Origin of the sequence: Rhodoferax lacus (genome assembly GCF_003415675.1) — a bacterium.
Lineage (GTDB): Bacteria > Pseudomonadota > Gammaproteobacteria > Burkholderiales > Burkholderiaceae_C > Allorhodoferax > Allorhodoferax lacus.
In genome coordinates, this window is record NZ_QFZK01000012.1 from 1 (window position 1) to 25196 (window position 25196).

Below are 25196 nucleotides of genomic sequence, written 5' to 3' on the forward strand. Positions count from 1 at the left end.
GAGGGTTCCCACGTCTATCACTCCTAATCACCCCTGCTCAAAAATGAAGCAAGGATTGTGGATAACGTGGCTCAGTTTTCGACTGGAATTCCTACTTTTTTGGCCCAACCTTCATTTGGAATCAACAAGCAGACCGTGCGGCTGAGCAAGAAGATCAGTAGGGAGAGTTTTGTGATGCCGGTTTGAATACAAGCATCCAAAACAGCCGTTAACAGGAAGAAGTCAAACACCCATCACGCGTTGCGACGAGATTAATCGACCATCATGGCCAACCGGGTTCACCCCATACCGACAGACGCCGATAACTCTTCCGGCAGCTTGCCTGCCGTTCGTAGCGACTGGCGCGTCGGTAACGCAGATTCCATGTCGGCACGGACCACAACAGAGTCCACTTTAGATGCCGGATATACGACTGCAGGCGCATCCCAGCAAGCCAAACTATCGGTCAGTTTCTTGCGCTTGTGGGGGAGTCCATATACGCAGAGTTAGGCCGTACCTGACAGCATGAACTGACGAACCTGCTTGCGAAGGTGCTCTTTGTTGAACTCAGGCAGGAGCTCGACGACTGGTAGGCCGTAGTGCTGCTGCAGGTGTGTCACCACGCACCAAGCGTTGTCGACTGCCCCTGAGAGCGCGCTTCCCTTTATCCCGGCCTCGCGCCAAACACTCTTCGTGTCAGCGACACTTTCGACGTCGATGTGGAAGTGCGTCGAGTCGCGGACCGTCTTCAGCCGTGCCGACATCTCTTTGATTGCTTGGATGTCAATGGACGCCTTTCGCATAAACCCATCGCAGACACCCTGATCAGTTCTGTAGAGATACCAGATGCTCGCAACGCGTCTGCTGTTCTCAAAGACCTTCATTGCGTGAGCCATGTAGTCGTTGTAGAGCGCCAGATACGCGACTCGGAAGATGGCGTACCCAGTAGCGCGCTCTGTTTCAAGCACCGTCATGGCGTCGCGGTTGTGAATGGCTCGCTGAAGCTCTGCAAGGTTTCGCGCAATGGCGCCAATGAATCGTTCCGATATATGTGACATATTCTTTTGCGGCCTAAAGTTCGAGCTAAGTGTCCTGCCGTTGGCGCTCAGCTTGAGCGAGGGGTTAGGCCTCATGTGCGCGAGTACGGGAGCATGAATTTTGGCCGTTCCGACAGACGAGCAAGTAGTTCACGCCTCTCGCGTTGTTGCTTGGCTTCCAGTCTGTCGCTCACTGCCGCCAGGCCTAGCAAAGTAAGGCCGAATGGCGGGACAATTGCCGTAAGTACGGCATGTGCGGGCTCAGTGAACCATGTCTTGAGTATTCCAAAGCCCTGTGGTTTTTCTTTCTCGACGTGGTACTTCGTCCAATCCGTGACACGCGTAGCGGACGAGTAGAAGGGATTCCGATTGATGAATATCTGACCATCGTGGACTTCAATAAATTCAATCTTATGAATCGCGTACTCGTAGTCTTCAGTCGGATGTCGATACTTGCTTGCCTCTCGCCGCGCATGCTCCATTGTGTAGCGCACCAAGTCATATCCCACAACTCGAAGCTGATCTCGATAGGACAGAAACCCCATGGGCAGGGCGACGATGTCTGACTCGGAGGGATTCATGAGGCCTTACTTATTTATAGTCTGCAAACCACCGGATAAATCCGGTGCTCAGTCGGACAGAAAGTTTGTGAAGATTATAAAAAGTCAATCGACATCAAGCATCTACCGGGCTGGGCTGCACGCGTGTGGAGATATAACACATTCGACAAAGCCATCGCCTAGACTATTTCAACCCGAGCAATCCCCAGTTCCCTTGGGAAGCAGCATTCGAACGACCGCTCCCTCGGCAGTCGCGTCATCGCAAATCACCCCTTTCAAACCTCCAGTCTGCCCAGCCATTCCCAAGGGCGCTCACCGTCCCACAAGCTCCACCCATTCAGCCAGCCCCGTGCCTTCTGTTCTGAATAGCGCCCAACCGCAGACCCGCGTCGCAAGGGCTGTGCCGGGTGACGATTTGTGGTACCCCACCATGAGGAACCCGGCACAGCCCTTGCGCCGCAGCGAACGAAACAAAAGCCGCCCCAGCCAGAACCCGCCCCAAGGTCGGCCAACGCGAAGGTATTAACCAAACCGTCACGGCATTTGTCACACCGTTGCAATCAAAGCTTTTTAGCATGGAGGCTCCGCAACAGGAGTTTCCTCGCATGAACGAATTCTTTCGCCAACTCAAAATCCAGCGCTGGGATGACCACCGCTATTACCACCACAGCCGCATCAACCAGACCCTGCACCTGATCAGCGCGATCAGCTTTCTGGCGGCCTATGCCCTGCTGTTCATCGACCCGGCCGCAGCCGCCTTGGTGGCCTGGCTGGTGTCCATGACCACGCGCCAGTCTGGCCACTTCTTCTTCGAGCCCCTGGGCTACGACGAAGTGAACCAGGCCACGCAGGAGACCAAGGAAGAAATCAAGGTCGGCTACAACCTGCGCCGCAAAATCGTGCTGCTGTCCATCTGGGCCGCCGCTCCTGTGTTGCTGCTGGTCCAGCCCACGGCCTTCGGCCTGTTCGAAGCGGCCACCACCTTCGAGGGCTTTGCACGCCACACCGGCATGCTGTGGCTGTACATCGGCGTGGGCGGCCTGCTGTTTCGCACCGTGCACCTGTTCTTCCTGAAGGACGTGATGTCCGGCCTGGTCTGGATGACCAAGATCCTGACCGACCCCTTCCATGACATCTACCTCTACCACGAAGCACCGCTGGCGCTGCTGCGCGGCGAGTTGATCGAGAAGCGCGGTACCCTGGGCCCCGTGGCCTGAGCCAGACCCGGCACAAGAAGGGGCGCCCACAGCGCCCTTTTTTTGTGTCCCCTGTTCTGCAGGGCCGCAAGAGGCTCCACCCCTTGCGACCCTGCACTCAAGCTCAAGCAAACTTGGCCGCCAGCATCTCCCGCAGCAAACGGCGCTTGATGGTCTTGTTGGTGGTGAGCCCATCGGTCCACCACCAACCGTCAGCCTGCATCGCCAGGCCCGCGCGCACAAAGCACTGCAGCACCTGCTCAAACTCTTCGTCGCTGAAATTCAGGCTCCAGATGATGCGCGCCGATCCCACCCAACTCAAGGCCACGCCCTCCTGGCGCAAGTAATGTTGAAACAACCAGTTGAAGCTTGCAGGCTGCGTGTACAGCACGGTCCACACCGTGGACATGTCGGCCACCTGCACCGGCAGGCCGGCCTGCTGCAGGCGTGTGTTCATGAGGGCCGCGCGCTGGCTCCAGGTGGCATCCACATGGGCATAGAGGGTGGCAATGTCTTCGTCTTCCAGGCGCTTCAAGAACACATTCATGGCCGCCATTACATAGGGATGGGCATTGAAGGTGCCGCGGGCAAAGCAGATGTCAGCGGGCGAGCCTTCACGGAAGCGCCGCATCCAGACGCGCTTGCCGCACACCACACCCACCGGCAGGCCGCCGCCCAGCGTCTTGCCGTAGGTGACCAGGTCGGCACGCACGCCAAAGTATTCCTGCGCGCCACCCTTGGCCAGACGGAAGCCCATGAACACTTCGTCAAATATCAGGGCAATGCAGCGCGCATCACAGATGCGGCGCAGTTCCTGCAGCCAGGCGGTGTAGGCGGCCTTGTCAAAGTGGGCCTTGCGCGAGCTGTCCAGCAGCGCGCCATCGCTGGGCGCGGGCGCGTTGGGGTGCAGGGCCTGCAGCGGGTTGATCAGCACGCAGGCAATGTCACGGCGGCTGCGCAAGACGCGCAGGGTGCCTTCGCCCATCTCGGTCAGGTTCAGCGTGTCGGTGGCGGGCATGGGGTTGCCAATGCCGGGCTGCACATCGCCCCACCAGCCGTGGTACGAGCCACAAAAGCGCACCAGCTTCTTGCGGCCCGTGTGGTAACGCGCCAGGCGCACGGCTTGCATGACGGCTTCGGTGCCGGACATGTGGAAGGACACTTCCTCCATGCCGCTAATCGTCTTGATGCGCTGCAGGTTGTCCAGCACCACCGGGTGGTAGGCGCCCAGCACCGGGCCCACCACGCGCACGATGTCGGCGCCCCGGTCCATGCAGTCCTTGTAGAAGTCATTGCCAAACAGGTTGACGCCGTAGGAGCCGGTCAGGTCATAAAAGCGGTTGCCGTCCAGGTCGGTCACGGTCACGCCCTCGGTGCTTTGCACAAAGGAGCCCACCTTCAGGCCTTTGGCTGCGAGCTTGCGGAACTGGAACGGTGTGCGGTAGGCGCTCACAAACTGCAGGTCCGACAAGGTCTCTGCGGCCTCGGCCCCGGCCTGCAGGGTCTTGGGGTAGCGGGCCTGGCAGCGCTCTATCAAACTTTCAAACGCGGCACGGCGCTTGGCCACCACATCGGGTGGGGCGCCATCCACGGCAAAGGCCTGGTCTTCCTCGTAGGTGTAGCTGGGCAACAGCGCTGCCACGCGGCGCGCCATGCGCGGGTGACCGGCCAGCGAGCGGTGCTTGGCAAAGGACAACTGGGCGCGGGCCCGGGCTTTTTTCACCGCCACAAACAGGGCTGCACTGCCAACGGCATACAGCGCCAGCGTATCAATTCCAATCACTTCATTCACGGGACACAACCTTCCTTGCTAAACACATAGGGGATACTTTCAACATGACTCTCAGAAAACACATTCACAATCTTTTGGCCAACGAAGACCTGAACTTCCTGCTGACCAACCGCCTGCCGCGGCGCTGGTTGACCCAGTTTGTTGGGCGCTTCAGCAAGATCGAAAACCCGCTGGTGGCGCGTGCCTCGATTGCCATCTGGAAATTCTTCAGCGACCTGGACCTGCGCGAAGCCAGACAGCAGCACTTCAAAAGCATGCACGACTGCTTTACCCGCGAACTCAAGGATGGCGCACGCAGCATCGACACCAGCGCAGACATACTCAGCAGCCCGGTGGACGCCATCATTGGCGCGCATGGTCCTATCGAAGGCACGCAGGTGTTTCAGGCCAAGGGCTTCCCCTACACGCTCGAAGACCTGCTGGGCACCGAGGAAGACCTGGAGGCCTGGAGAGACGGCAGCTTTGTCACCCTGCGCCTGACCTCCAGCATGTACCACCGCTTCCACGCGCCCTATGACTGCACGGTGGAGAAGGTGCGCTACTTTTCCGGCGACACCTGGAACGTCAACCCGATTGCCCTGAAGCGCGTGGAAAAACTGTTCTGCAAAAACGAGCGCGCCTTTCTGAGCACCCGCCTGAACGGCGAAGGGCCGCTGGCAGGCCAGCGCATTGCGTTGGTGCCGGTGGCTGCGATTCTGGTGGCCAGCATACGGCTGCATTTTCTGGATGTGCTGTTTCACATGGGCTACAAAGGGTCCAAGACCATGGCCTGCAACGCCAGCATGGCCAAGGGTCAGGAGATGGGTTGGTTCCAGCATGGGTCTACGGTGATCGTGCTGGCACCTGCTGGCTTCAGCCTGTGCGCGGGTTTAGTGCAGGGGACCCAGGTGCGGATGGGTCAGGCGCTCTTGCGCTGGCGTCAGTGAGGCCAGTGGCTGCGGGGCAGAGCCCGCAGCGCTGAACAGGCGGCCGTGGCGGGCCAGCACCTCGCGCAGCACGGCCTCAAAGCTGTCGGCCACCGCACTCCAGGCCAGAAAGGCCACGCTGCGCGGTGCCTGCATGCGCAGTTGCTGCTGGTGCACCCGGTCCTGCGCCAGCTCTACCGAGGCGTTCACAAAAGCCGTCTCGTCGGCATTGGCCACCAGCACACCGTTGTGGTGGCTGACGATGAGCTCCTGCGCTGCGGCATTCGCATAGGACAGCACGGCCAGGCCGCTGGCCAGTGCCTCGGGCACCACGTTGCCAAAGGTCTCGGTCAGGCTGGGGAACAGGAACAGGTCGCCCGACGCGTAGTGGGTGGCAAGTTCTTCGTGTTTGCGTGTGCCGGCAAAGTGGGCATCGGGGCAGGCCTCTTCGAGCGACTTGCGCAAGGGGCCATCGCCCACGAACACCAGCTTGGCACGCGGCTGCTTGGCTTGTATGGCACGGAAGGCCGTGACCACCAGTTGCACATTCTTTTCCTTGGCCAGACGGCCCACCAGAATCACCACCAGGTCATCAGGCTGCACGCCCCAGCTGGCACGCAGCGCTTCGGAGCGGCGCGCCGGGTTGAAGAGTTCAATCTCCACACCGCGCGAGACCACGGTCACGTTGTCATAGCCGCGCCCCTGCAGCTCCTGCTGCATGGCCCGTGTGGGCACCATGGTGGCCTGGGTGCGGTTGTGCAGCTTGCGCAGATAGCTCTCGATGGGCGACTTCAGAAGGCCCATGCCGTAGTGCTGCGAATAGCTGTGAAAGTTGGTGTGAAACGAGCTGGTAATGGGCAGGTGCAGCTTGCGCGCTGCTGCCACAGCCGACCAGCCCAGCGGGCCTTCGGTAACCACGTGCACCAGGTCGGGCCGCTGCTCGCTCCACAGCTTGACCAGACGGCCCTTGGATGGAAGGCCAAAGCGTAGTTCGCCATAAGTGGGCACGGGAATGCCGTGCGACAGTACCTGGTCCAGGCCTTCGCGTGGCGCATGCGGTTCGCTGGCCTCGCGGCTCTGGCGCGGTCGCACCATCTGCACCGCGTGTCCGCGCTGCAGCAAGCCCTCCACGATGCGTCCGAGCGTCATGGCGACGCCGTTGACTTCGGGGGCGAAGGTCTCCGTCACCACCGCAATGCGCAGGCTTGCGGGCTTGGTGGCAAAGGACTCAATGAGGAGGTCGTCGGTGTTTTTCACAGCGCTAGGCTAAAGAGGGCCTGCGACGTTTTCGTGATGCTTTTTTGACAATTTGAAGTCTTTGCCAGACTCCTGTTTGTCACAGGCGCTTCATCAAGCGCACCTAGCATTGGCGCACACAAAAAGGGCGCTTGCGCTATGAAACCTGACCTTTCAACTGCAGCTGCCCACTTCATCGAATCCCTGGAGCCCCTGGGCCGTGTGCTGCACGACAAGAGCATCTATCCGGTCTTCCAGCCCCTGGTGCATCTGGCCAAGACCGGCGTCTACGCGCACGAGGCGCTGATACGCGGGCCGCGCGGCACGCCGCTGCACACGCCAGACGCCCTGCTGCGGGCCGCCGCAGAAGAGAACCTGCGCTTCGAATTTGAATACGCGGCACTGGTCTGCATCCTGACCCAGTGGGGCCTGCTCAAGGCCAGTGGCCGGCTGTTTGTGAACGTGAGTGCGGGGGTGCTGACCCAGCTCATGCAAACGCGGGGGCCGGGCCACATGGCGGAGCTGGCCAACACACTGGGCGTGCTGCCGCGCGAACTGGTGCTGGAAATCACCGAGCACGAGCGCGTGGCCGACATGGACCAGCTGGCCGAAGCGGTAGGTGCCCTGCGCGGCACCGGCATTGGCCTGGCTCTGGATGACTTTGGTGACGGCCACTCCAGCCTGCGCCTGTGGTCACAGCTCAAGCCCGACATCGTCAAGATTGACCGCTACTTCATCAAGGACGTCAGCACACAGGGCGACAAGCTCAAGACCATCCAGGCGCTGCAGCAGATTGCCAGCATCTTTGGCAGCGAGCTGGTGGCCGAGGGCATAGAGACAGCCGACGACCTGCGCGTGCTGCGCGATCTGGGCATTGACTACGGGCAGGGCTATTTTCTGGGCCATCCGGACCGCACGCCCATGGCGCATGTGGGACCCGAGGTGCTGCGCGTGATGAGCGAGCGGCAGGTGGCGGTGTTCCCCGAACTCAGCCGTGCGGCCGTGGCCGGACAGATACGCAACCTCTCCGTCACACCCGCACCCACGGTGTCGCAGGACGAGAGCAATGACGAGGTGGCACGCATCTTCCTGGCCAACGCCGAGCTGCATGCACTGGCCGTGCTCGAAGGCGACAAGCCCATAGGCATCATCAACCGCGCCGGCTTCATGAACGAGTACACCAAGCTGTACTACCGGGAGGTCTGGGGCCGCAAGCCCTGTGCCCTGCATACCAACCTGGCGCCGCGCATCATCGAGCGCGAGCACAACATTGACGAGCTGGTGGGCATCCTGACCTCGCAGGACCAGCGCTACCTGAGCGACGGCTTCATCGTCACCGAACACGGCCGCTACATCGGCCTGGGCACCGGCGACCAGCTGGTGCGCTCGGTGACCGAGACGCGCATCGAAGCCGCACGCCACGCCAATCCGCTGACCTTCCTGCCCGGCAACATTCCCATCAGCCAGCACATTGAGCGGCTGCTGAAAAAGAAGGTGGCCTTTGTGGCCTGCTATGCCGACCTGAACAACTTCAAGCCCTACAACGACTACTACGGCTACTGGCGTGGCGACGAGATGATCCGCCTGATCGCGCGCATTGCCATGGAGCAGTGCGATTCGCAACGCGACTTTCTGGGCCATGTGGGCGGGGATGATTTCATATTGCTGTTCCAGAGCACCGACTGGCTGGTGCGCTGCGAGCGCCTGGTGGCCGAGTTCAATGAACGCGCCCGCGAGATGTTTGATGAGGAAGCCCGCAAGGCAGGCGGCATACAGGCCGAGGACCGGCACGGCGTGCAGCGCTTCTTCCCCTGCACCACGGTGTCGATTGGTGCGGTCACGATCAACGGCAGCCTGTACTCCCGCGCCGAAGAAATCGCCAACCTGGCGGCCCTGGCCAAGCACGATGCCAAGCGCACCGGGCTGGGTATCTTCAGGCGCGAGACCTAAGCCAGATCAGCAGCATGCCGCCGCTGACCATCACCGCAAAGCCGATGATCAGCGGGGCCAGGGGCACCTCCAGTGCGATGGCACCGGCATAGAAGCCCAGCATCAAGAGCATGCCGCCGTTTTCGTTGAAGCCCTGCACGGCAATCGAGCGCCCGGCCGTCAGCAGGGTGCAGCCACGGTGCTGCAGCAGCGCATTCATGGGCACCACAAAAAACCCGGCCAGGGCCCCCACCAGCACCAACAGCAGGGCGGCGGTGAAGGGGTTGCTGATGCACAGCAGCAAGGGCACCAACAGGCCCATGACCATGCCAACCGGCAGCAGCCGCTGGGCCTGTGCCAGTGCCACCCAGCGCGTGGCCAGCACGGCACCCAGCACCACACCCAAAGCGGTGACGCCCTGCAGGTAGGCGGCTTGTGCCAGCGGCAGGCCCAGGGCCTCATGGGCCCAGCGCAGCACGATCAGTTGAAGTGTCGCGCCCACGCCCCACAGCAGCGTGGTGACCGACATGGACAGTCCGCCCAAAGCGTCGCGCCAGAGCACACGGTTCTCACTCCAGAAGCGCCGCAGCAGGGCACGCGGGTGGAAGGAGTGGCGGTCATAGCGGGCGCCGCTGTCCCGCACCAGCACGCTCAGCAGCAGGGCCACAGCGTTCATGCTCAAGAGCACCAGCATGCCGGCCACCAGGGCGGTGGGCGCGGCTTGCACCAGAACGAAAGGCATGGACAGCAGCGGCATCAGCGGGCTCACCAGCAGGCCGCCCAGCACCGTGCCCAGGATCACGGCACACACCGTGGCGCTCTCGAAATAGCCATTGGCGCGCACCAGCTCGCGCACGGGCAGCAGCTCGGTGATCAGGCCGTATTTGGCCGGTGCATACATGGCCGAGCCAAAGCCGGCCAGGCCAATGGCCAGCACCGGGTTGCAACCCGAGAGCAGCAGCAGCAAGGCCAGCACCTTGAGCGCATTGGCCAGCAACATGACGCGACCCTTGGGCATGGCATCGGCCAGCGGCCCCACAAAGGGCGCCAGCAGCACATAGAACAGGGTGAAGCTGATCTTGAGCAGCGGGATCAGCCAGGCCGGACCACTGAGCTCCATGACACGGGCAATGGCCACGATCAGGAAGGCATTGTCGGCCAGGGTGGAGAGGAACTGCACCCCCAGCACCAGATAGAACGCGGTCGGCATGGTTGCTAATCGCGCGGACGCCGGAAGGCAAGCCAGGCCGCCGTCAGCGTGAAGATGGCCACTATGGCCACCACAATCCAGAAACCGTGCGCGTTTTCTCCAAACGGAATGCCGCCCACGTTCATGCCAAACAGGCCGGCCATGATGTTGATGGGCAGGGCCAGCACGGTCACCACCGTCAGCACATACAGGATGCGGTTGTTGGCCTCGGCCACGCGCCCGGCAATTTCTTCCTGCAAGAGCTTGATGCGCTCCTGCAGCGCGGCCATGTCGCTCAGGGCCACGTTGAATTCTTCGGTGGACTGGCGCAGTTCCTGCAGGTCGTCTTCGACAATCCAGGCGGGCGGTTTCTTGAGCAGGCGAAACAGGGCAGCGGGCTCCGGCGCCAGCAGGCGCTGCAGGCGCACCAGCAGCCGCCGCAGCGAGCCCAGGTCGGCACGCTTTTTCTCCAGCCTCCCGGCCAGCAGGGTGTCTTCAATACCGTCCACGCGCAAGGTGGTTCCGCGCACAATGTTCACCAGCACATCACCCTGGTCGTGCATCAGGTGCACCAGCAGCTCCACCGATGAGCTGAGCTTGGCGCCGCGCTTGACCGCGTCGCGCAGCCGGTCTATGGAGCGCAGGGGTTGCAGCCGCGCGCTGACCACCAGGCGCGGCCCCACCGACAGCCACAGGGTGGAGATGTCGGAGGGCTCGAAGGCAAAGTCGTAGTGCACGTCGTTGACCACGGCCACCAGCATGTCGTCGTCCAGCTCCACGCGCGTGGAGCGCGAGCCGTCGCGCAGCGATTCGTAAAACTGGTCAGACAGGGTGACGTGGTCGTGCAGCCATTTCTCGGCGGCGGCATGGGCCAGGTTGAAGTGCAGCCACACGAAGCCGGCGGCCTGCGGCGAGTCGGTCACGCTGGCGTGGTTGAGCCACTGCAGCGCCTCGGAGGCGCTCACGGGCTGGCCCAGGCCGGTGGCATCAAAGCGGAAGCCGCAAATCAGGCCGGAGGCATCAGCGCCGTAGGTGGGGGAACCCAGCGTGCTCAGAGCGCCTCGCACCGCGCCAGGCGCGCTTCAAGGGCTGGGGCAGCGGGTGAACTCATGGGCAGGATTTTCACGGTGGCGTGTGACTGATTGATGACAAAGCTTGTCATATCGCAATGCACAGCCATGCCGCCCACTCTGGGTGAACGCGTGGCCTGGCGGGTCTGCTGTAAAGTCCTGCTACCCCCTCTTTTCCAAAGACCTGCCCCATGCTGAGCGATTCCCTGGCTGCTGTTCGCGACATAGGGCGCCTCTACGACATCGCCGGTGTGCTCATACGCCACGGCTTGGGCGACAGCGTGCGCCGCCTGGGGCTGGCCGGCCGCCTGGAGCAGGCCGGCCACATGCTGCACTGGGAGCACGCCGCAGACCTGGCCCAGTTGCCCCCTGCGGTGCAAGTGCGCATGGCCATGGAAGAACTGGGGCCTGCCTTTGTCAAACTGGGCCAGCTGCTGGCGGGCCGCTCCGACCTGCTGGGGCCCGAATGGATTGCCGAGTTCGGCAAGCTGCACAACCAGGTACCCGCCGTGCCCATGGAGCAGCTGCGACCCCAGCTGCGCGAGGACCTGGGGGGCGAGCCCGAAGACGTCTTTGCACACTTTGACCCGCTCCCTCTGGCTGCGGCATCGATTGCCCAGGTGCACCGGGCGCGGCTGAAGGACGGCAGCGAGGTCATCGTCAAAATCCGCAGGCCCGGCATTGCCGAGACCATCGAAGCCGACCTGGCCCTGCTGGCGCATCTGGCTGCACTGGCCGAGGCCAACCTGGCCTGGCTCAAGCCCTACCATGCCCCGCTGCTGGTGCGCGAGTTTGCCAAGTCGCTGCGCCGCGAGCTGGACCTGGCGGTGGAGTGCCGCAATGCCGAGCGCATTGCGCAGAACCTGCACAGCCTGCCCTGCATCGTGGTGCCGCGCGTGCACTGGCAGCACACCGGCGTGCGCGTGAACGTGCAGGACTATGTGCAGGGCGTGCCCGGCGACCAGTTGCAGCGTCTTCTGGTGGAGGACGGTTTTGACCGCGCGCTGCTGGCCCGGCGCGGTGCGCAGGCGGTCCTGAAAATGATTGTGCAGGACGGCTTCTTCCACGCCGACCCGCACCCCGGCAATGTGTTTTACCTGGAGGACAACCGCATTGCCTTTATTGACTTTGGCATGGTGGGGCGCTTGTCCGAGCGCAGGCGCAGCGATGTGTTGCAGCTGCTCTCGGGTCTGGTGCAGCGCGATGCGCAAAAGGTGTGCGACGTGCTGCTGGACTGGGCCGGGGATGACCACGGCGTGAGCCTGTCCCAGCTGGAAGCCGAGATCGAAACCTTTGTGGACCAGTACCACGGCAGCCGCCTGGCCGACCTGAACCTGGGCCAAATGCTGGGCGACATTGCCGCCATATTGCGCGACAACCACCTGAGCCTGCCCTCTGACTTGGCGCTGCTGGTCAAGGCCTTTATCTCGCTGGAGGGCATGGGCCGCGGGCTGGACCCCGCCTTCCATGTGGTCACCCTGGCCACGCCCCTGTTGCGCCAGGTGGTGCGTGCCGGTTACCGGCCGCAGGCGCTGGCCCGGCGTGGCTGGAAGGGCCTGCTGCGTTTGCTGAGTGTGGCCGAGCAACTGCCGGAAGATCTCTCGCGCCTGCTGCGCAATGCGCGCCGCGGCCGCGTGCAGGTGGGCATCGAGCTGGCCCACCTCAAGCGGGTGGGCGACCAGGTGGACCGCGCTGCCAGCCGCCTGGCCATGGCCCTGGTGATTGCAGCGCTGATTGTGGGTTCGTCCATCGTGATGAACGTGCAGGGCGGCCCCACCGTGTTGGGCCTGCCCCTGTTTGGCTTTATGGGTTTTGTGGCCGCGGTGGTGGGCGGCCTGTGGCTGCTGCGCTCGATTGCGCGCAGTGGCCGCTCGACGGACGATGACTCAGCCGGTTGATGCGCGGCGGCGGCGCGGCGACCTTCAAAGGTAATAGGCTTCGACCGTGCCCTTGAGCTTGATCAGCAGGGGCTTGCCCTTGCGGTCCAGGGTCTTGCCTGCGGGCACTTTCACCCAGCCTTCGCTGATGCAGTATTCCTCCACATCGGTGCGTTCTTTGCCATTGAGGCGGATGCCGATGTCGTGTTCAAACACGGCGGCCAGGTGGTGCGGACTGCGCTGATCGGCCGACAGGTGGTCGGGCAAGGCCGGACGTGCGGGGATATCGGCAGGGGCTTGGGTGGGGGCTTCGCTCATACCACGATTATCGGCCAAAACCACCGTGCAAGCCCTGCGCTCCCGTCCCCACTTTCTGTGGAACGCTCTGGGGATAACTCCAAGGACAACCCCGCCAGACCGCATGGGTATTGGCTTTCCCTAGGCTGCCTGTTTGGCAGGCAGGCCTGAAATTCAGGGCTTTTTATTCTTGCCTGCCGTCTGCGTTTTGGCGGGCTTCCTGTGCTAGGCCGCTGGCGCGTCAAGGCATGGCGCCCTGTGTGTTCAAGCCACCCGCAGCGTTTGGCTGCCACTCCAGACTTCGGCTGCGTCAAGCACCACCGGCTTGCCGATGCGCGCAGCCTCAATGCACAGGAAATGCTTGTAGCCGTCCTGCGGCAAATCGGGCGGCGCATTGGCGCCAAAGCCGCCGGGGTTCCACACCACGGAGTCGTTGAATCCGCTCTGCTGCAATTGCAGATGACCGTTGGCCGATTGCAGTTGCACCGAATCGGGCGCATCAAAGTAAATGCGGTCCACTGCGGCATGCGCTTGCAGGGCCGTGTGCGGCTGCAGGGTGTTGCCACCGGCCTCGGTGCAATCTTCAAAGGTGTAGCCGTCCAGGCCGGTGAGTTGCACGCTGTCAATCGAGCCAATGGCCAGGTAGGTGTGCAGCGCGGCCTGAAAGCCAAAGCGCTCTTGCCCCAGGTTGCGCACGGTGAGCTTCATCACCAGGCTGCTGTCCTGCAGCGCCACGGTGAGCTCGCAGGCGAATGCATACGGCCAGAGCGACTTGATAACCTTGTGGCTTTGCAGGGCCAGGGTGACGCTGCAGGCCTGCTCATCTGCATTCGGCTCCTCTGCCACCGCCCAACGGCAGGTACGCGCAAAGCCGTGGCGCGGCAACACACCGCGGGTGTTGAACTGCGGAAACACCACCGGCACGCCGCCGCGTATGGCCTGGCCCGGCTCGAAGCGCGTGTTGGGGCTCAGGTACAGCTGCTCCACGCCCTGCGGCGTCTTCCAGGACACCACATGGGCGCCGTGCAAAGTGATGGTGGCAGTGCTGCCATCGGGGGCAGACAGGCGGACTGCGGGCAGTCCGTGGAAGAGACAGGATTCGATGTGGGGCATGAAGTATTTTAGGAGGGCGTTGGGTTCTGCATCGCCGGCTGACTTCCACTGTCCATCATTCCATTCATGCCAGCGGCAGTGCAATGGCGATTGAGTCTTTTCCATTGTGTGGCTCTGAAACCAAAAAATGTTTCATCTGTATCTTTTGTTATGGAATGTTAGATAAATACCTGTTGCAATGCCTTCACCCCACCAACAAGTGAAACACGGCGGCCTTCAACAGACATGGAAAATGAATTCATCGCGCTGGTCAACGACCGGCAGGACGTGTTTACCAAGCTCGAGCGACGCATTGCGGCCTACTTCGTGGCCCACCCCACCGCCCTCCTGGTAGACACCAGCGGCACCATTGCCGACCGTGCCCATGTCAGCCCCATGACGGTGACCCGCTTCTTCAAGAAGCTGGGCTTTGAGAGTGCTGCGGCCGCCAAGGACGCACTCAAGAACGAACTCTATGGCAGCGAGTTGCGCACCATCGGCAAGCGCTTTGACGACTTCCAGCGCTCGCGCGCCGCCTCCGACCATGAGGCCCACTACCAAAGTGCTGCGGCCGCCACGCTGCGCGCCTGCGAGGTCTGCCAGCAGCCCTTCTGGCGTGACATCGTGGGCCTGGTGGCGCGCTCCGACAGCGTGTATGCCACGGGCTTTCAGACCATGGGCTATCTGGCCAACGGCCTGGTGCAGCGCCTGGGCTATGTGCGCGCCAACGTGCATGAGCTTGATGGCACCGATGGGGTCTACGCCCGGCTGCTGACCGACCCGGCGCCCCGGCGCACGCTCATCATCATTGACACCTACCGCTACGGCCGCAACGGGCCGGTGCTGGCCAAGGCCGCGCGCGACCGCGGCGCCGATGTGGTGATCTTCTGCGATGAGCTGTGCGACTGGGCCGCCGCCATCACACCGTATGTGGTGGCACTGCCTTCCGAAGAAGGCTTTTTCTTCCGCCCCACCACGGCCATCCATTTCAGTTTGAACCTGTTGATCCAGGACGTGATTGACGAATTGGGCGACAGCGTACGCGAGCAGATGAAGCTCCTGTCCCAGGCGCAGGAGCTGTTCGGCCAGTACATGAAGTAGCCCGGCATTCCCCCCCGTTTCGCACATATTTGCGGCGCACTTTTTCGCCGCAGGGGGAACTGTTGGCTGGTGTTTTGTAGGGGGCTTGGTCAGATGGTCTGACGGAGCCGTTTTTTAAGCAGAAGGAGTGATAGATGACCCATGACCACCGAGCTGTAGCATCGCGCAAGCATGTTCCTTTTCGTCCATCCAGCATGCTGGCAACCGTGCTGGCGGCCCTGGCACTGAGCGCCACACCGGTGCTGGCACAGAGTGCCAAAGACGTGCTGGTAATCGGCAAGACGGCCGACCCGCAAACGCTGGACCCCGGCGTCACCATGGACAACAACGACTGGACCGCCTCCTACCACGCGTACCAGCGCCTGGTGCGCTACAAGTCGGTAGATGGCAAGGGCAGCACCGAAGTGGAGCCCGAACTGGCCGAGAGCTGGAAGGTGTCCAAGGACGGCCTGACCTGGGATTTCAAACTCAAGTCCGGCAACAAGTTTGATGATGGCACTGGCGTGGATGCCGCAGCGGTCAAGTACTCGTTTGACCGCATGTTTGGCCTCAAGCAAGGCCCCTCGGAGGCTTTCCCGGCCAACACGGTGGTCACGGTCACCGGCCCCATGGCCGTGCGCTTCCAGCTGGCCTCGGCCTACACGCCCTTCCTCTACACCCTGGCCAACAATGGCGCGGGCATTGTCAACCCCAAGGTGGAAACCAAAGTGCGTGACGGCGACGCGGCCAAGGGCTGGCTGGCGGGCAACACCGCAGGCTCGGGCCCCTACCGCCTGGCCAGCTGGGAAAAGGGCCAGTCCCTGGTGCTGGAGCCCAACCCCCACTTTGCCGGACCCAAGGTGGCGTTCTCCAAGGTGCGCATCAAGATTGTGGGCGAGGCCTCGGCACGGCGCCTGCAGCTGGAAAACGGTGACCTCGACATCGCCGAGGACTTGCCGGGCGACCAGCTCAGCGCCATGAAGGGCAAGCCCGGACTCAAGATCGAAGAGTTCCCCAGCCTGAGCACCACCATCCTGTACCTGAACAACAACAAGCCGGGCCTGGACAAGCCCGAAGTGCGCCGCGCCATCTCCTGGGCGATGGACTACACCGGCATCATCGACGGCATTCTGGATGGCAAGGCCAAGCAGCTGCGCGGCCCGATTCCGGTGGGCATGTGGGGATCGGACGCCAGCGTGTTCCAGTTCAAGCAGGACCTGGGCAAGGCCAAGGCCGAGTTTGCCAAGGCCGGCAACAAGCCCAACAAGCTGAGCTTTCTGTACTCCGACAAGGACCCACGCTGGGAGCCTATTGGCCTGACGCTGCAGGCCAACCTGGCCCCGCTGGGTATTGAGGTCAAGCTGGAAAAGATTGCGCAGGCCGCCTTCCGCGAACGCCTGGGCAAGGGAGAGTTCGAGATTGCCGTGGGCAACTGGAGCCCCGACTTTGCCGACCCCTACATGTTCATGAACTTCTGGTTTGACTCGAAGAAACAGGGCATGGCCGGCAACCGGGCTTTCTACTCCAACCCCAAGGTGGACACGCTGATCCGCACTGCGGCCTCGGAAACCGTGCAGGCGCAGCGCGTCAAGCTCTACAAGCAGGCGCAGGACATCGTGGTGCAGGACGCGCCCTATGTGCTGCTGTACCAGAAGAACAGCCAGATCGCACGGCGCGACAGCGTGAACGGCTTTGTCTTCAACCCCATGCTGGAGCAGATCTACAACTTTGGCGGCATGTCCAAGTCGCGCTAGGAAACGTGGCGGGGCGGGCTGGCAGACCACGCGTTTGTCAGCCCTGCCCCGCCGCCCCGGATCCGTCCCTGTCCCTGATCCAGAAAGATCGCCATGTCCTTTGTCAATGTCATACGCAAGCGCCTTGTCTTCCTCCTGTTGGTGGTGCTGGGCGTCTCGGTCATCACCTTCTCCATCTCGCACCTGATACCGGGCGACCCGGCCCGGCTGGTGGCCGGCGAACGCGCCAGCGAAGAAGTGGTGCAAAGCATCCGGGTGCAGATGGGGCTGGACCGCCCGCTGCCCGAGCAATACTGGAAGTACCTCAAGGGCACGGCGCAGGGGGACCTGGGCACTTCGCTGCGCACCAACCGCCCGGTGGCCGAAGACCTGAATATCTTTTTCCCGGCCACGCTGGAGCTGGCCCTGGTGGCGCTGCTGCTGGCCGTGCTGGTGGGCGCGCCCTTGGGCGTTTTGTCTGCGGTCTACCGCGACCGGCCCATTGACCACGTGGTGCGCACGCTGGCTGTGACCGGCATCTCCACGCCGGCCTTCTGGCTGGGCCTGCTGCTGATCATGACTTTTTATGGCAGCCTGGGCTGGCTGCCCGGTGGCGGGCGCATTGGCTCGGAGATGCTGCCGCCCGTGCGGGTCACCGGCCTGTACCTGGTGGACAGCCTGCTGGCAGGAGACTGGCCGGCGTTTGTCAGCACCCTCAAGCACCTGATCCTGCCGGCCTTTACCCTGGGCTTTATTCACCTGGGTGTGGTGGCGCGGCAAATCCGCTCGGCCATGCTCGATGAGTTGCAGCAGGACTATGTGCGCACGGCGCGCGCCAATGGCATCTCCAAATGGCAGGTGATTGCCCGCCATGCGCTGCCCAACGCACTGATTCCCTCGGTCACCGTGCTCGGCCTGGCGCTGGGCGACTTGCTGTACGGCGCGGTGCTGACCGAAACCGTATTTGCCTGGCCCGGCATGGGCGCCTATGTGGTGAATTCCATCCAGTCGCTGGACTTCCCCGCCGTGATGGGCTTTGCCGTGGTGGTGTCGTTTGCCTACGTTCTGGTGAACCTGGCCGTGGACCTGGTCTACATGCTGATTGATCCCCGCATCCAAGGAGTGAACTGAGATGAGCAGCCCTACAGCCATGGCACCCACCCTGTCCGCTCCCGCCAGCGGCTTTGACTGGGCCTTTTTGTTCCACCGCCTGCGCAGCAGCCCGCTCACGTTGCTGGGCCTGGTGATGATCGTCACCGTTTTGCTGCTGTTGCTGTGCGCCCCGTGGGTGGCCACGCACGACCCCAATGCCATCAACCTCAAGATGCGCCTGCTGTCCCCAAGTGCGGCCCACTGGTTTGGCACCGACGAGGTGGGCCGCGACCTGTTCAGCCGCGTGGTCTATGGTGGGCAGTTGTCGGTGGGGGTGGGCATTTTTGTGGTGGCCATTGCCGGCATCAGCGGCACGCTCTTGGGCTGCATCTCCGGCATCATGGGCGGCAGGGTGGACACGGTGCTGATGCGCATCATGGACATCGTACTGTCGGTGCCCTCGCTGGTGATCACCATGGCACTGGCGGCGGCCCTGGGCCCGAGCCTGGTGAATGCCATGCTGGCCATGGCGCTGGTGCGCATACCCTTTTATGTGCGCCTGGCCCGCGGGCAGGCCCTGACCATCCGCGAGATGCCCTATGTGAAGGCGGCCAAAATATTTGGCGCCTCCAACTGGCAGGTGCTGCGCTGGCATGTGGCACGCAACGCCATGCCGCCCCTGATCGTGCAGGCCACGCTGGACCTGGGCGGCGCCATCCTGATGGCCTCGGCCCTGTCGTTCATCGGTCTGGGTGCGCAGCAACCCACGGCGGAGTGGGGTGCCATGGTGTCCACCGGGCGCAACTACATCCTGGACCAATGGTGGTACTCGGCCTTCCCCGGCTTTGCCATCCTGTTCACTGCCACCGGCTTCAACCTGCTGGGTGACGGTGTGCGCGACTTGCTCGATCCCAAGCAGAAAGGCCGCTGACATGCACACCTCTACTTCTCCTTCATCCTCCACCTCCGCCACCGCCACCACCACCCCGCAAACGGTGCTGGACATCCAGGACCTGTCGATTGAGTTCCCCATCTATAAAGGCGCCGTGCGCGCGGTCAATGGTGTCACGGTGCGCATTGCGCGCGGTGAAGTCGTGGGCATTGTGGGCGAGTCGGGCTCGGCCAAATCGGTGACCGCCATGATGGCCATGCGCCTGCTGCCCGAGGGGCGCTTCCAGGTCACCGGCGGCTCTGTGACGCTGCTGGGCCGCGATGTGGTGGCCGCGCGCGAGCAGGACATGCTCGACATCCGTGGCCGCGATGTGTCCATGATCTTCCAGGAGCCGCTCACCGCGCTCAACCCGACCCAGCGCATCGAGCGCCAGATGCTCGAAGTGATTCGCCTGCACCGCCCCTGCAGCAAGCAGGAGGCGCGCGCCCTGGCCATACGCCTGCTGGGCGACATGCGCATTGCCGACCCCGAGCAGGTGCTGCAACGCTACCCGTTTGAACTCTCCGGCGGCATGCGCCAGCGCATCCTGATTGCCCTGGCCTTTAGCTGCGACCCCAAGATCATCATTGCCGACGAACCCACCACGGCCCTGGATGTCACGGTGCAGCGGCAGGTACTGCAGCTCATGCGCGCCAAGGCGCGCGACCTGGGCACCGCCATCCTCTTCATCAGCCACGACCTGGCCCTGGTGTCGCAGTTCTGTGACCGCGTCTATGTGATGTATGCCGGCAGCGTGGTCGAAGCGGGGCCCACCGCAGCGGTGCTGGGCACGCCCATGCACCCCTACACCCGCGCCCTGCTGCGGGCCCTGCCGGAGTGCGCGCTGCCGGGTGAATTGCTGCAGTCCATCCCAGGCACCGTGCCCAATTTGTCGCAGCCACTCCTGGGCTGCAGCTTTGCGCCGCGCTGCCCGCAGGCACAAGCCCAGTGCCAACACAAGCCGCCGCTGCAAGCAGTGGCCAGCCACCACCAATCTGCCTGCTGGTTTGCCAAGGAGACCCTATGAACACGAACCCCGTACTGACACTGGACGCCGTGCGCGTGCGCTACCCCGTGGGCGCCGACTGGCTGGGCCGCCCCACGGCCGTGGTGCATGCCCTCAACGGCATCGACCTCTCGGTAAGCCGTGGCGAGGTGCTGGGTGTGGTGGGCGAGTCGGGCTGCGGCAAGTCCACCCTGGCCAATGTGCTGACGCATCTGGTGGCACCCACCGAGGGCCGCATGGTCTGGTCGGCGGGCACCGCGCACAAGCTGCAAATTGTGTTTCAGGACCCGCAGTCCTCGCTGGACCCGCGCTTGCCGGTGTGGCGCGTTATCACCGAGCCGGTGTTCCTGAAGGAAAAGCGCAGCACGGCCGAGCTGCGGCAACTGGCCGGCGAACTGGCCGAACAGGTGGGCTTGCGGCGTGAGCAGCTGGACCGCTATCCGCACGAGTTTTCTGGCGGCCAGCGCCAGCGCGTTGCGATTGCGCGTGCGCTGTCCTCGCAGCCCGATGTGATCGTGCTCGATGAGCCCACCTCGGCGCTGGACATCTCGGTGCAGGCGCAAATTCTCAACCTGCTGGCCGAGCTGCGCAGCAGCCGGGGGCTGACCTACATCCTGATCTCGCACAACATCTCGGTCATACGCCATATGTGCGACCGCATCGCGGTGATGTACCTGGGGCAGATTGTGGAGCTGGGCGCGGCCTCTGCGGTGCTGTCGCAGCCGGCCCATCCCTATACCCGGCTGCTGCTGGATTCGGTGCCGGAAATCGGGCGCTCGCTGGATGCGGGCCTGGCTGTGGGCGAGACCGAACTGCCCAGCAACCGCCGCCTGCCCGAGGGCTGTTTTTTCCGTGAACGCTGCCCCTTTGCGGCCGAGGGTTGCGAGCAATTGCAGCCGCTGCTTGCACAGGAGCCGGCCGGCCACTTGGCGCGCTGCCACCGGGCCAGCGAACTGCATTCCTTTGTGCGGCAGTAAGCTGCACCATCTTTTGGAGCAATGCACATGAAAATCCTGATTCTCGGCAGCGGCGTCATTGGCACAACCGCCGCCTATTACCTGGCAAAGGCCGGCCACAGCGTGACGGTTGTGGACCGCCAGAGCGGCCCGGCCCTGGAGACCAGCTACGCCAATGCCGGCGAGGTGTCGCCCGGTTACTCGGAGCCCTGGGCCGGCCCGGGCGTGCCGCTCAAGGCCATCAAGTGGATGCTCATGCACCACAGCCCGCTGGTGGTCTGGCCCATGCTGGACCCGTCCATGTGGCGCTGGGGCGCCTCCATGCTGCGCAACTGCACCGAGCAGCGCTACGCCGTCAACAAAGGCCGCATGGTCCGCCTGGCCGAGTACAGCCGCGACTGCCTGCGCGAACTGCGTGCCGACACCGGCATTGCCTACGAGCAGCGCACGCAAGGCACGCTGCAACTGTTTCGCACACAAAAGCAGCTCGACGGCACGGAAAAGGACATCGAGGTTCTGCGCCAGTTTGGCGTGCCCTTCGAGCTGCTGGACCGCCCGGGCTATGTGAAAGTGGAGCCCGCCCTGGACCTGGTCAAGGAAAAGTTTGTGGGCGCCCTGCGCCTGCCGGGGGACGAGACAGGAGACTGCTTCAAGTTCACCCAGAACCTGGCCAAGATGGCCGAGGCGCTGGGCGTGGAGTTCCGCTTTGGCGTCAACATCCAGGGGCTGGCCTGCGACGGCACGCGCATCACCGGTGTGCGCACCGATGCGGGCGAGCTGGTGGCCGACCGCTATGTGATGGCACTGGGCAGCTACTCGCCCCTGTTGCTGCGCCCGGTGGGCATACGCATCCCGGTGTACCCGGTCAAGGGCTACTCCATCACGCTGCCCATCACCGATGCGCGCTACGCGCCCGAATCCACCATCATGGATGAAACCCACAAGGTGGCGGTGACGCGTCTGGGCGAGCGCATCCGCGTGGGCGGCACGGCCGAACTGGCGGGCTACAGCCTGAGCCTGCGCGAGGCCCGCCGCAAGACGCTGGACCATGTGGTGACGGACCTGTTTCCGCGCGGCGGGGACCTGAGCCAGGCCACGTTCTGGACCGGGCTGCGCCCCATGACGCCGGACGGCACGCCCGTCATTGGCGCCACCCCCTACGACAACCTGTTTTTGTCCACCGGCCACGGCACCCTGGGCTGGACCATGGCCGCGGGCAGTGGCCGCCTGCTGGCCGACCTGCTATCGGGCCGCACGCCGGACATTGACCCGCAAGGCCTGGACATGGCGCGTTACGCGCGGGGCTTTGCCGGCCCGCGCACCCACTGACTCCCTTTTTTTTGACCCCTGAAGTTTATGAATCCCCTGGTACCCCTGAGCGCCGCGACGCACGATGTCATCCTGGATCTGGTGTACGCCACCTCCAACAACATTGCCGGCAAACCCATCTACGGGCGCCCCTTGTGCCTGCTGCACCGCGATGCCGAGTTGTGCCTGCGCAAGGCCGTGCAGCTGGCGGCCCAGGCCGGCTGCAAGCTGAAAATCTTTGATGCCTTCCGCCCGCACGAGGCGCAGGTGGAGTTGTGGGAAACCGCGGTGGACAAGCTGTATGTGGCCGACCCGCAACTGGGCTCCAACCACACCCGCGGCACGGCCATCGACCTGACCCTGGTGGATGCACAGGGCGCGGAGCTGGACATGGGCACCGACTTTGACCACATGACCAGCCTGTCGCACCATTTCTCGGACCAGGTGTCGCCCGTAGCACAGGCCAACCGCACCTTGTTGCTGGGCATCATGGAGCAGGCGGGCTTTGTGCATCTGCCGCATGAATGGTGGCATTACGATTTGCCCATGCAGGACGACCACACCCTGATTGACAGCGCGCGCCTGGGCAGCCTCAACCCCATGCGGAGCAATTGAATGCATTGGTGTGCGGCAAGCAAAGGCGACACTCAACCTCCGGAAAAGCCTTTGAATCGGTGCGCTGCAACTCCATGGGCTGCGTGGGCTGATCGACCGCACTGTCGCTCAATACCCGGCAGACCCGCTAGTGGCTCAACACCCGGTTGGTAATTTGCGCGAAATGCCTTGCTGCTTGCCTGGCGGCATCGCAGTCCTTTTTTAGTCGCGCAATTTCAGCACGCAAACGTGCAATCTCCAACTGGTCGGCTGTCACAACGGCGGTTGTGCCGGTTGGGCCTTGCGCCGGTTCATCGTGCGCTTGGCGCAACCAACTTCCAAGTGTGGATCTGGGAATTCCCAACCCAAGGGCTACGTCTGCGATGGATTGGCCCCCCTTGAGCAGACGGACAGCCTCTGCTCTGCTATCGATCGACCACTTTGCGCGCACTGTTTTTGCAGACATAACTGACCATGGGTCGGTTGCTGAAGTGAATCAGAAAATGGAACCTTTTTGGCAGGAGCGTGTCGGAACGTTTCACACCTGTTTCCCTGGTTTTTCCTCGCCCGCTGACCGCGGCCAACCGGGGGCGCTATGCCCCGAATCAGCATGCAGGCCGGGCTCACACACCCAGAGTGAATAAATTATAGAACATTTATTCTGAAAAACACTATTTTAGAAATTTATTGCCGTATGGGCGCGCAGATTCAGAGTGCCCATCGCTGATCTGAGGCCAGCAGACGGCATTTCCCGTGCCTGACTTGGAAGAGAGGGTGTGCGCTTGCCGCCGGCAGGGGCTGGCGCGATTCGCACGACGCCGATGACATCCCTCTATCGATGCGGCGTCTGGGCGCTAACCTCAGCCCGCCATCGCTGGTGGTACTCCCGCAAACCCGGGAAAGCCGTTGAAGCGATGCGCTGCAGTTCCACGCCCGGCGTGCCCGCACCCCAGTGCGCCAGCATCCAGGCGCCGCGCGCCGTGCCTTCCACAGCGTCGCTGCTGGCATAGCAGGTGGTCTGGGGCAGCAGGGCCTGCAGCAACTGCATGTAGACCGGGTTGCTGGCCAGGGGGCCTTCCACGATGACACGGCCCTGTGCCGTGATGGTGTCTGGCGCATTCCATAACTGCCCGGTGAGCCAGGCGGTGATCTGGGCGCAATACAGCGCGGCCAGTGCTGCCCGTTGGGCATCATCCAGATGCTGCGACAGCGGCCCTTGCAGGTGCTTGCCATCGCGCACCACATAACCCGCGCGCGGCGCGAAGGGGCCACCGTGTTGCGAGAAGGCGGGGACGGCCAAAGTGGCAGTGTCCAGAATGGCTTGTGCGCTTTGCGGTGTGGCGGCACCCGGGCTGGCACCGTCCAGCAATGCAGCAAACTCGCGCCCGCCCATGAAGCGGGCGGTGGGCGTCATGCGGCCGGTCACATCCACATTACCCAGCATGTCGTTCTCGGCCCGAAGCGCCTGTGACGGCGCACCGGGTGCCATCAGCACGGTCCAGGTGCCCGAGGACACGAGGGTCAGCGCCTCTGCCGCAGGGGCCTGCCCTGCAGCGGCGTGTGTGGTCGGCGTGGCAGTGCCTTGGTGCCCTGCGATATAGCGCGCCAGGCAGGCATTGCTGTCGTGCACGCCCACATGCACCTGGCAGTCGGCAGGCAAGCCCCAGGCGGCGGCGCGCGCGGCCCCCACGGGGCCCAACACTTCCCAGGCGCGGCGCAGGGGCGCAAACAGTGCGGCCCAGCCACGGGCCACGGCCAGGCTGGAATAGCTGCCGGCCTGCGGGTTCCACAGATGCGTGTGACAGCCCAAGGAAGAAACCTCGCTGCTGGCCACGCCACACAGCAGCCAGGCCCAGTACTGCGCATAGGGCATGAGCGTGCGCGTGCTGCGCCAGGCCTCGGGGTGGGTGACTTGCAGCCAGTGCAACTGGCGCGCAGCGTTCAGCCCGGCGGGCAACTCGGGCGACAGGGTTTTGCAAAAATTATTGGCCGCAGCGAAGGCGGTGTGGGCTGCGCCTTCCAGGGCTAGGGCTTCGAACTCGTAGTCCAGCGGTGCCCAGGCCAGAGCCTTCTCATCCAGCGCCACCAACGCCGCGCCGTGGGTGGACGCAATCACATGGCCACAGCGCCGCGCGTTGGCCGAGGCCCGCAGCGTGGCCTGCATCCAGTCCTGCAGGCCCTGCACGTCCAGTGCCGGGTAGCCCAGGGGACTGGTGACGCTGGCATTGGCACGGCTGTGGCGTTCCACCACGGCGCCCTGTGCGTCGATGAGCAGCAGCTTGGCATTGCTCTTGCCGATGTCGATGACCAGGGTCAGATCCAATGGCTTTTCCATCG

The 25196-nt window shown here is 63.4% G+C and carries 22 protein-coding genes; 12 read left to right on the top strand and 10 right to left on the bottom strand.

Annotated elements, in window-relative coordinates; all coding sequences use genetic code 11:
• Positions 1 to 485: 485 nt before the first annotated feature.
• Positions 486 to 1037, bottom strand: a complete 552-nt coding sequence (locus DIC66_RS16255; RefSeq protein ID WP_147321336.1) for a hypothetical protein — start codon at positions 1035 to 1037, stop codon at positions 486 to 488.
• A 71-nt stretch (positions 1038 to 1108) separates the two neighbouring features.
• Positions 1109 to 1597, bottom strand: coding sequence for a hypothetical protein (locus DIC66_RS16260; RefSeq protein WP_117179116.1), 489 nt, complete (start codon positions 1595 to 1597; stop codon positions 1109 to 1111).
• Between the two features lie 584 nt (positions 1598 to 2181).
• On the opposite strand from DIC66_RS16260, the gene DIC66_RS16265 reads away from it, so the two are divergent.
• Positions 2182 to 2793 (top strand): hypothetical protein, encoded by a 612-nt coding sequence (locus DIC66_RS16265; protein WP_117179117.1) that lies wholly within the window; start codon positions 2182 to 2184, stop codon positions 2791 to 2793.
• 103 nt (positions 2794 to 2896) lie between these two features.
• Here the strand turns inward: DIC66_RS16265 and DIC66_RS16270 are convergent, their stop codons facing one another.
• A complete protein-coding gene (locus DIC66_RS16270; protein ID WP_117179118.1) occupies positions 2897 to 4564 on the bottom strand; it encodes an aminotransferase class III-fold pyridoxal phosphate-dependent enzyme in 1668 nt (555 codons plus the stop codon).
• Positions 4565 to 4608: 44 nt separating this feature from the next.
• On the opposite strand from DIC66_RS16270, the gene asd reads away from it, so the two are divergent.
• Positions 4609 to 5490 carry an archaetidylserine decarboxylase gene (gene asd / locus DIC66_RS16275; protein WP_117179120.1) on the top strand — a complete coding sequence of 294 codons (882 nt, stop codon included), beginning with the start codon at positions 4609 to 4611 and terminating at the stop codon, positions 5488 to 5490.
• Here the strand turns inward: asd and DIC66_RS16280 are convergent.
• Positions 5434 to 6726: a glycosyltransferase family 4 protein gene (locus tag DIC66_RS16280; protein ID WP_233505964.1), complete on the bottom strand. Its 1293-nt coding sequence runs from the start codon at positions 6724 to 6726 to the stop codon at positions 5434 to 5436. The genes asd and DIC66_RS16280 overlap by 57 nt on opposite strands.
• A gap of 138 nt (positions 6727 to 6864) precedes the next feature.
• On the opposite strand from DIC66_RS16280, the gene DIC66_RS16285 reads away from it, so the two are divergent.
• Positions 6865 to 8655: an EAL domain-containing protein gene (locus DIC66_RS16285; protein ID WP_117179122.1), complete on the top strand. Its 1791-nt coding sequence runs from the start codon at positions 6865 to 6867 to the stop codon at positions 8653 to 8655.
• On the opposite strand, the gene lplT is transcribed toward DIC66_RS16285, so the two are convergent.
• Both lplT and DIC66_RS16295 read right to left on the bottom strand, forming a co-directional pair.
• A complete protein-coding gene (gene lplT / locus DIC66_RS16290) occupies positions 8639 to 9844 on the bottom strand; it encodes a lysophospholipid transporter LplT (protein ID WP_117179124.1) in 1206 nt (401 codons plus the stop codon). The two genes, DIC66_RS16285 and lplT, sit on opposite strands and share 17 nt — an antisense overlap.
• 5 nt (positions 9845 to 9849) lie before the next feature.
• Positions 9850 to 10890 carry a transporter gene (locus DIC66_RS16295; protein WP_117179126.1) on the bottom strand — a complete coding sequence of 347 codons (1041 nt, stop codon included), beginning with the start codon at positions 10888 to 10890 and terminating at the stop codon, positions 9850 to 9852.
• Between the two features lie 194 nt (positions 10891 to 11084).
• Here DIC66_RS16295 and DIC66_RS16300 point away from each other — a divergent pair, with 194 nt between their 5' ends.
• Positions 11085 to 12791: an ABC1 kinase family protein gene (locus tag DIC66_RS16300; RefSeq protein ID WP_117179128.1), complete on the top strand. Its 1707-nt coding sequence runs from the start codon at positions 11085 to 11087 to the stop codon at positions 12789 to 12791.
• A 24-nt stretch (positions 12792 to 12815) separates the two neighbouring features.
• Here the strand turns inward: DIC66_RS16300 and DIC66_RS16305 are convergent, their stop codons facing one another.
• The gene (locus tag DIC66_RS16305; RefSeq protein WP_117179130.1) at positions 12816 to 13088 is read right to left on the bottom strand and encodes a DUF3297 family protein; all 273 of its coding nucleotides are present in this window, start codon (positions 13086 to 13088) and stop codon (positions 12816 to 12818) included.
• A gap of 243 nt (positions 13089 to 13331) precedes the next feature.
• Positions 13332 to 14180: a D-hexose-6-phosphate mutarotase gene (locus DIC66_RS16310; RefSeq protein ID WP_158558923.1), complete on the bottom strand. Its 849-nt coding sequence runs from the start codon at positions 14178 to 14180 to the stop codon at positions 13332 to 13334.
• A 225-nt stretch (positions 14181 to 14405) separates the two neighbouring features.
• Here DIC66_RS16310 and DIC66_RS16315 point away from each other — a divergent pair, with 225 nt between their 5' ends.
• From DIC66_RS16315 to ddpX, 8 genes are all read left to right on the top strand, one after another.
• Positions 14406 to 15260: a MurR/RpiR family transcriptional regulator gene (locus DIC66_RS16315; RefSeq protein ID WP_117179134.1), complete on the top strand. Its 855-nt coding sequence runs from the start codon at positions 14406 to 14408 to the stop codon at positions 15258 to 15260.
• Positions 15261 to 15454: 194 nt separating this feature from the next.
• Positions 15455 to 16993, top strand: a complete 1539-nt coding sequence (locus tag DIC66_RS16320; RefSeq protein WP_233505965.1) for an ABC transporter substrate-binding protein — start codon at positions 15455 to 15457, stop codon at positions 16991 to 16993.
• A gap of 93 nt (positions 16994 to 17086) precedes the next feature.
• Positions 17087 to 18103: an ABC transporter permease gene (locus DIC66_RS16325; protein WP_117179138.1), complete on the top strand. Its 1017-nt coding sequence runs from the start codon at positions 17087 to 17089 to the stop codon at positions 18101 to 18103.
• A gap of 1 nt (position 18104) precedes the next feature.
• Positions 18105 to 18995, top strand: a complete 891-nt coding sequence (gene ddpC, locus DIC66_RS16330) for a D,D-dipeptide ABC transporter permease (RefSeq protein WP_117179140.1) — start codon at positions 18105 to 18107, stop codon at positions 18993 to 18995.
• 1 nt (position 18996) lies between these two features.
• On the top strand, positions 18997 to 20022 hold the full coding sequence (locus DIC66_RS16335; RefSeq protein WP_117179142.1) for an ABC transporter ATP-binding protein: 1026 nt from the start codon (positions 18997 to 18999) through the stop codon (positions 20020 to 20022).
• A complete protein-coding gene (locus tag DIC66_RS16340) occupies positions 20019 to 20978 on the top strand; it encodes an oligopeptide/dipeptide ABC transporter ATP-binding protein (RefSeq protein ID WP_117179144.1) in 960 nt (319 codons plus the stop codon). The genes DIC66_RS16335 and DIC66_RS16340 overlap by 4 nt, the downstream gene beginning before the upstream one ends.
• A 27-nt stretch (positions 20979 to 21005) precedes the next feature.
• Complete coding sequence (locus tag DIC66_RS16345; protein WP_117179248.1) at positions 21006 to 22286, top strand: D-amino acid dehydrogenase; 1281 nt, start codon at positions 21006 to 21008, stop codon at positions 22284 to 22286.
• A gap of 27 nt (positions 22287 to 22313) precedes the next feature.
• Positions 22314 to 22880 (top strand): D-alanyl-D-alanine dipeptidase, encoded by a 567-nt coding sequence (gene ddpX, locus DIC66_RS16350; protein ID WP_117179146.1) that lies wholly within the window; start codon positions 22314 to 22316, stop codon positions 22878 to 22880.
• Positions 22881 to 23007: 127 nt separating this feature from the next.
• On the opposite strand, the gene DIC66_RS23775 is transcribed toward ddpX, so the two are convergent.
• Together DIC66_RS23775 and DIC66_RS16360 are read right to left on the bottom strand one after the other, a co-directional pair.
• Positions 23008 to 23325 (bottom strand): transposase, encoded by a 318-nt coding sequence (locus DIC66_RS23775; RefSeq protein WP_117179148.1) that lies wholly within the window; start codon positions 23323 to 23325, stop codon positions 23008 to 23010.
• Between the two features lie 366 nt (positions 23326 to 23691).
• Positions 23692 to 25194 (bottom strand): FGGY-family carbohydrate kinase, encoded by a 1503-nt coding sequence (locus tag DIC66_RS16360; protein WP_117179150.1) that lies wholly within the window; start codon positions 25192 to 25194, stop codon positions 23692 to 23694.
• Between the last annotated feature and the right edge of the window lie 2 nt (positions 25195 to 25196).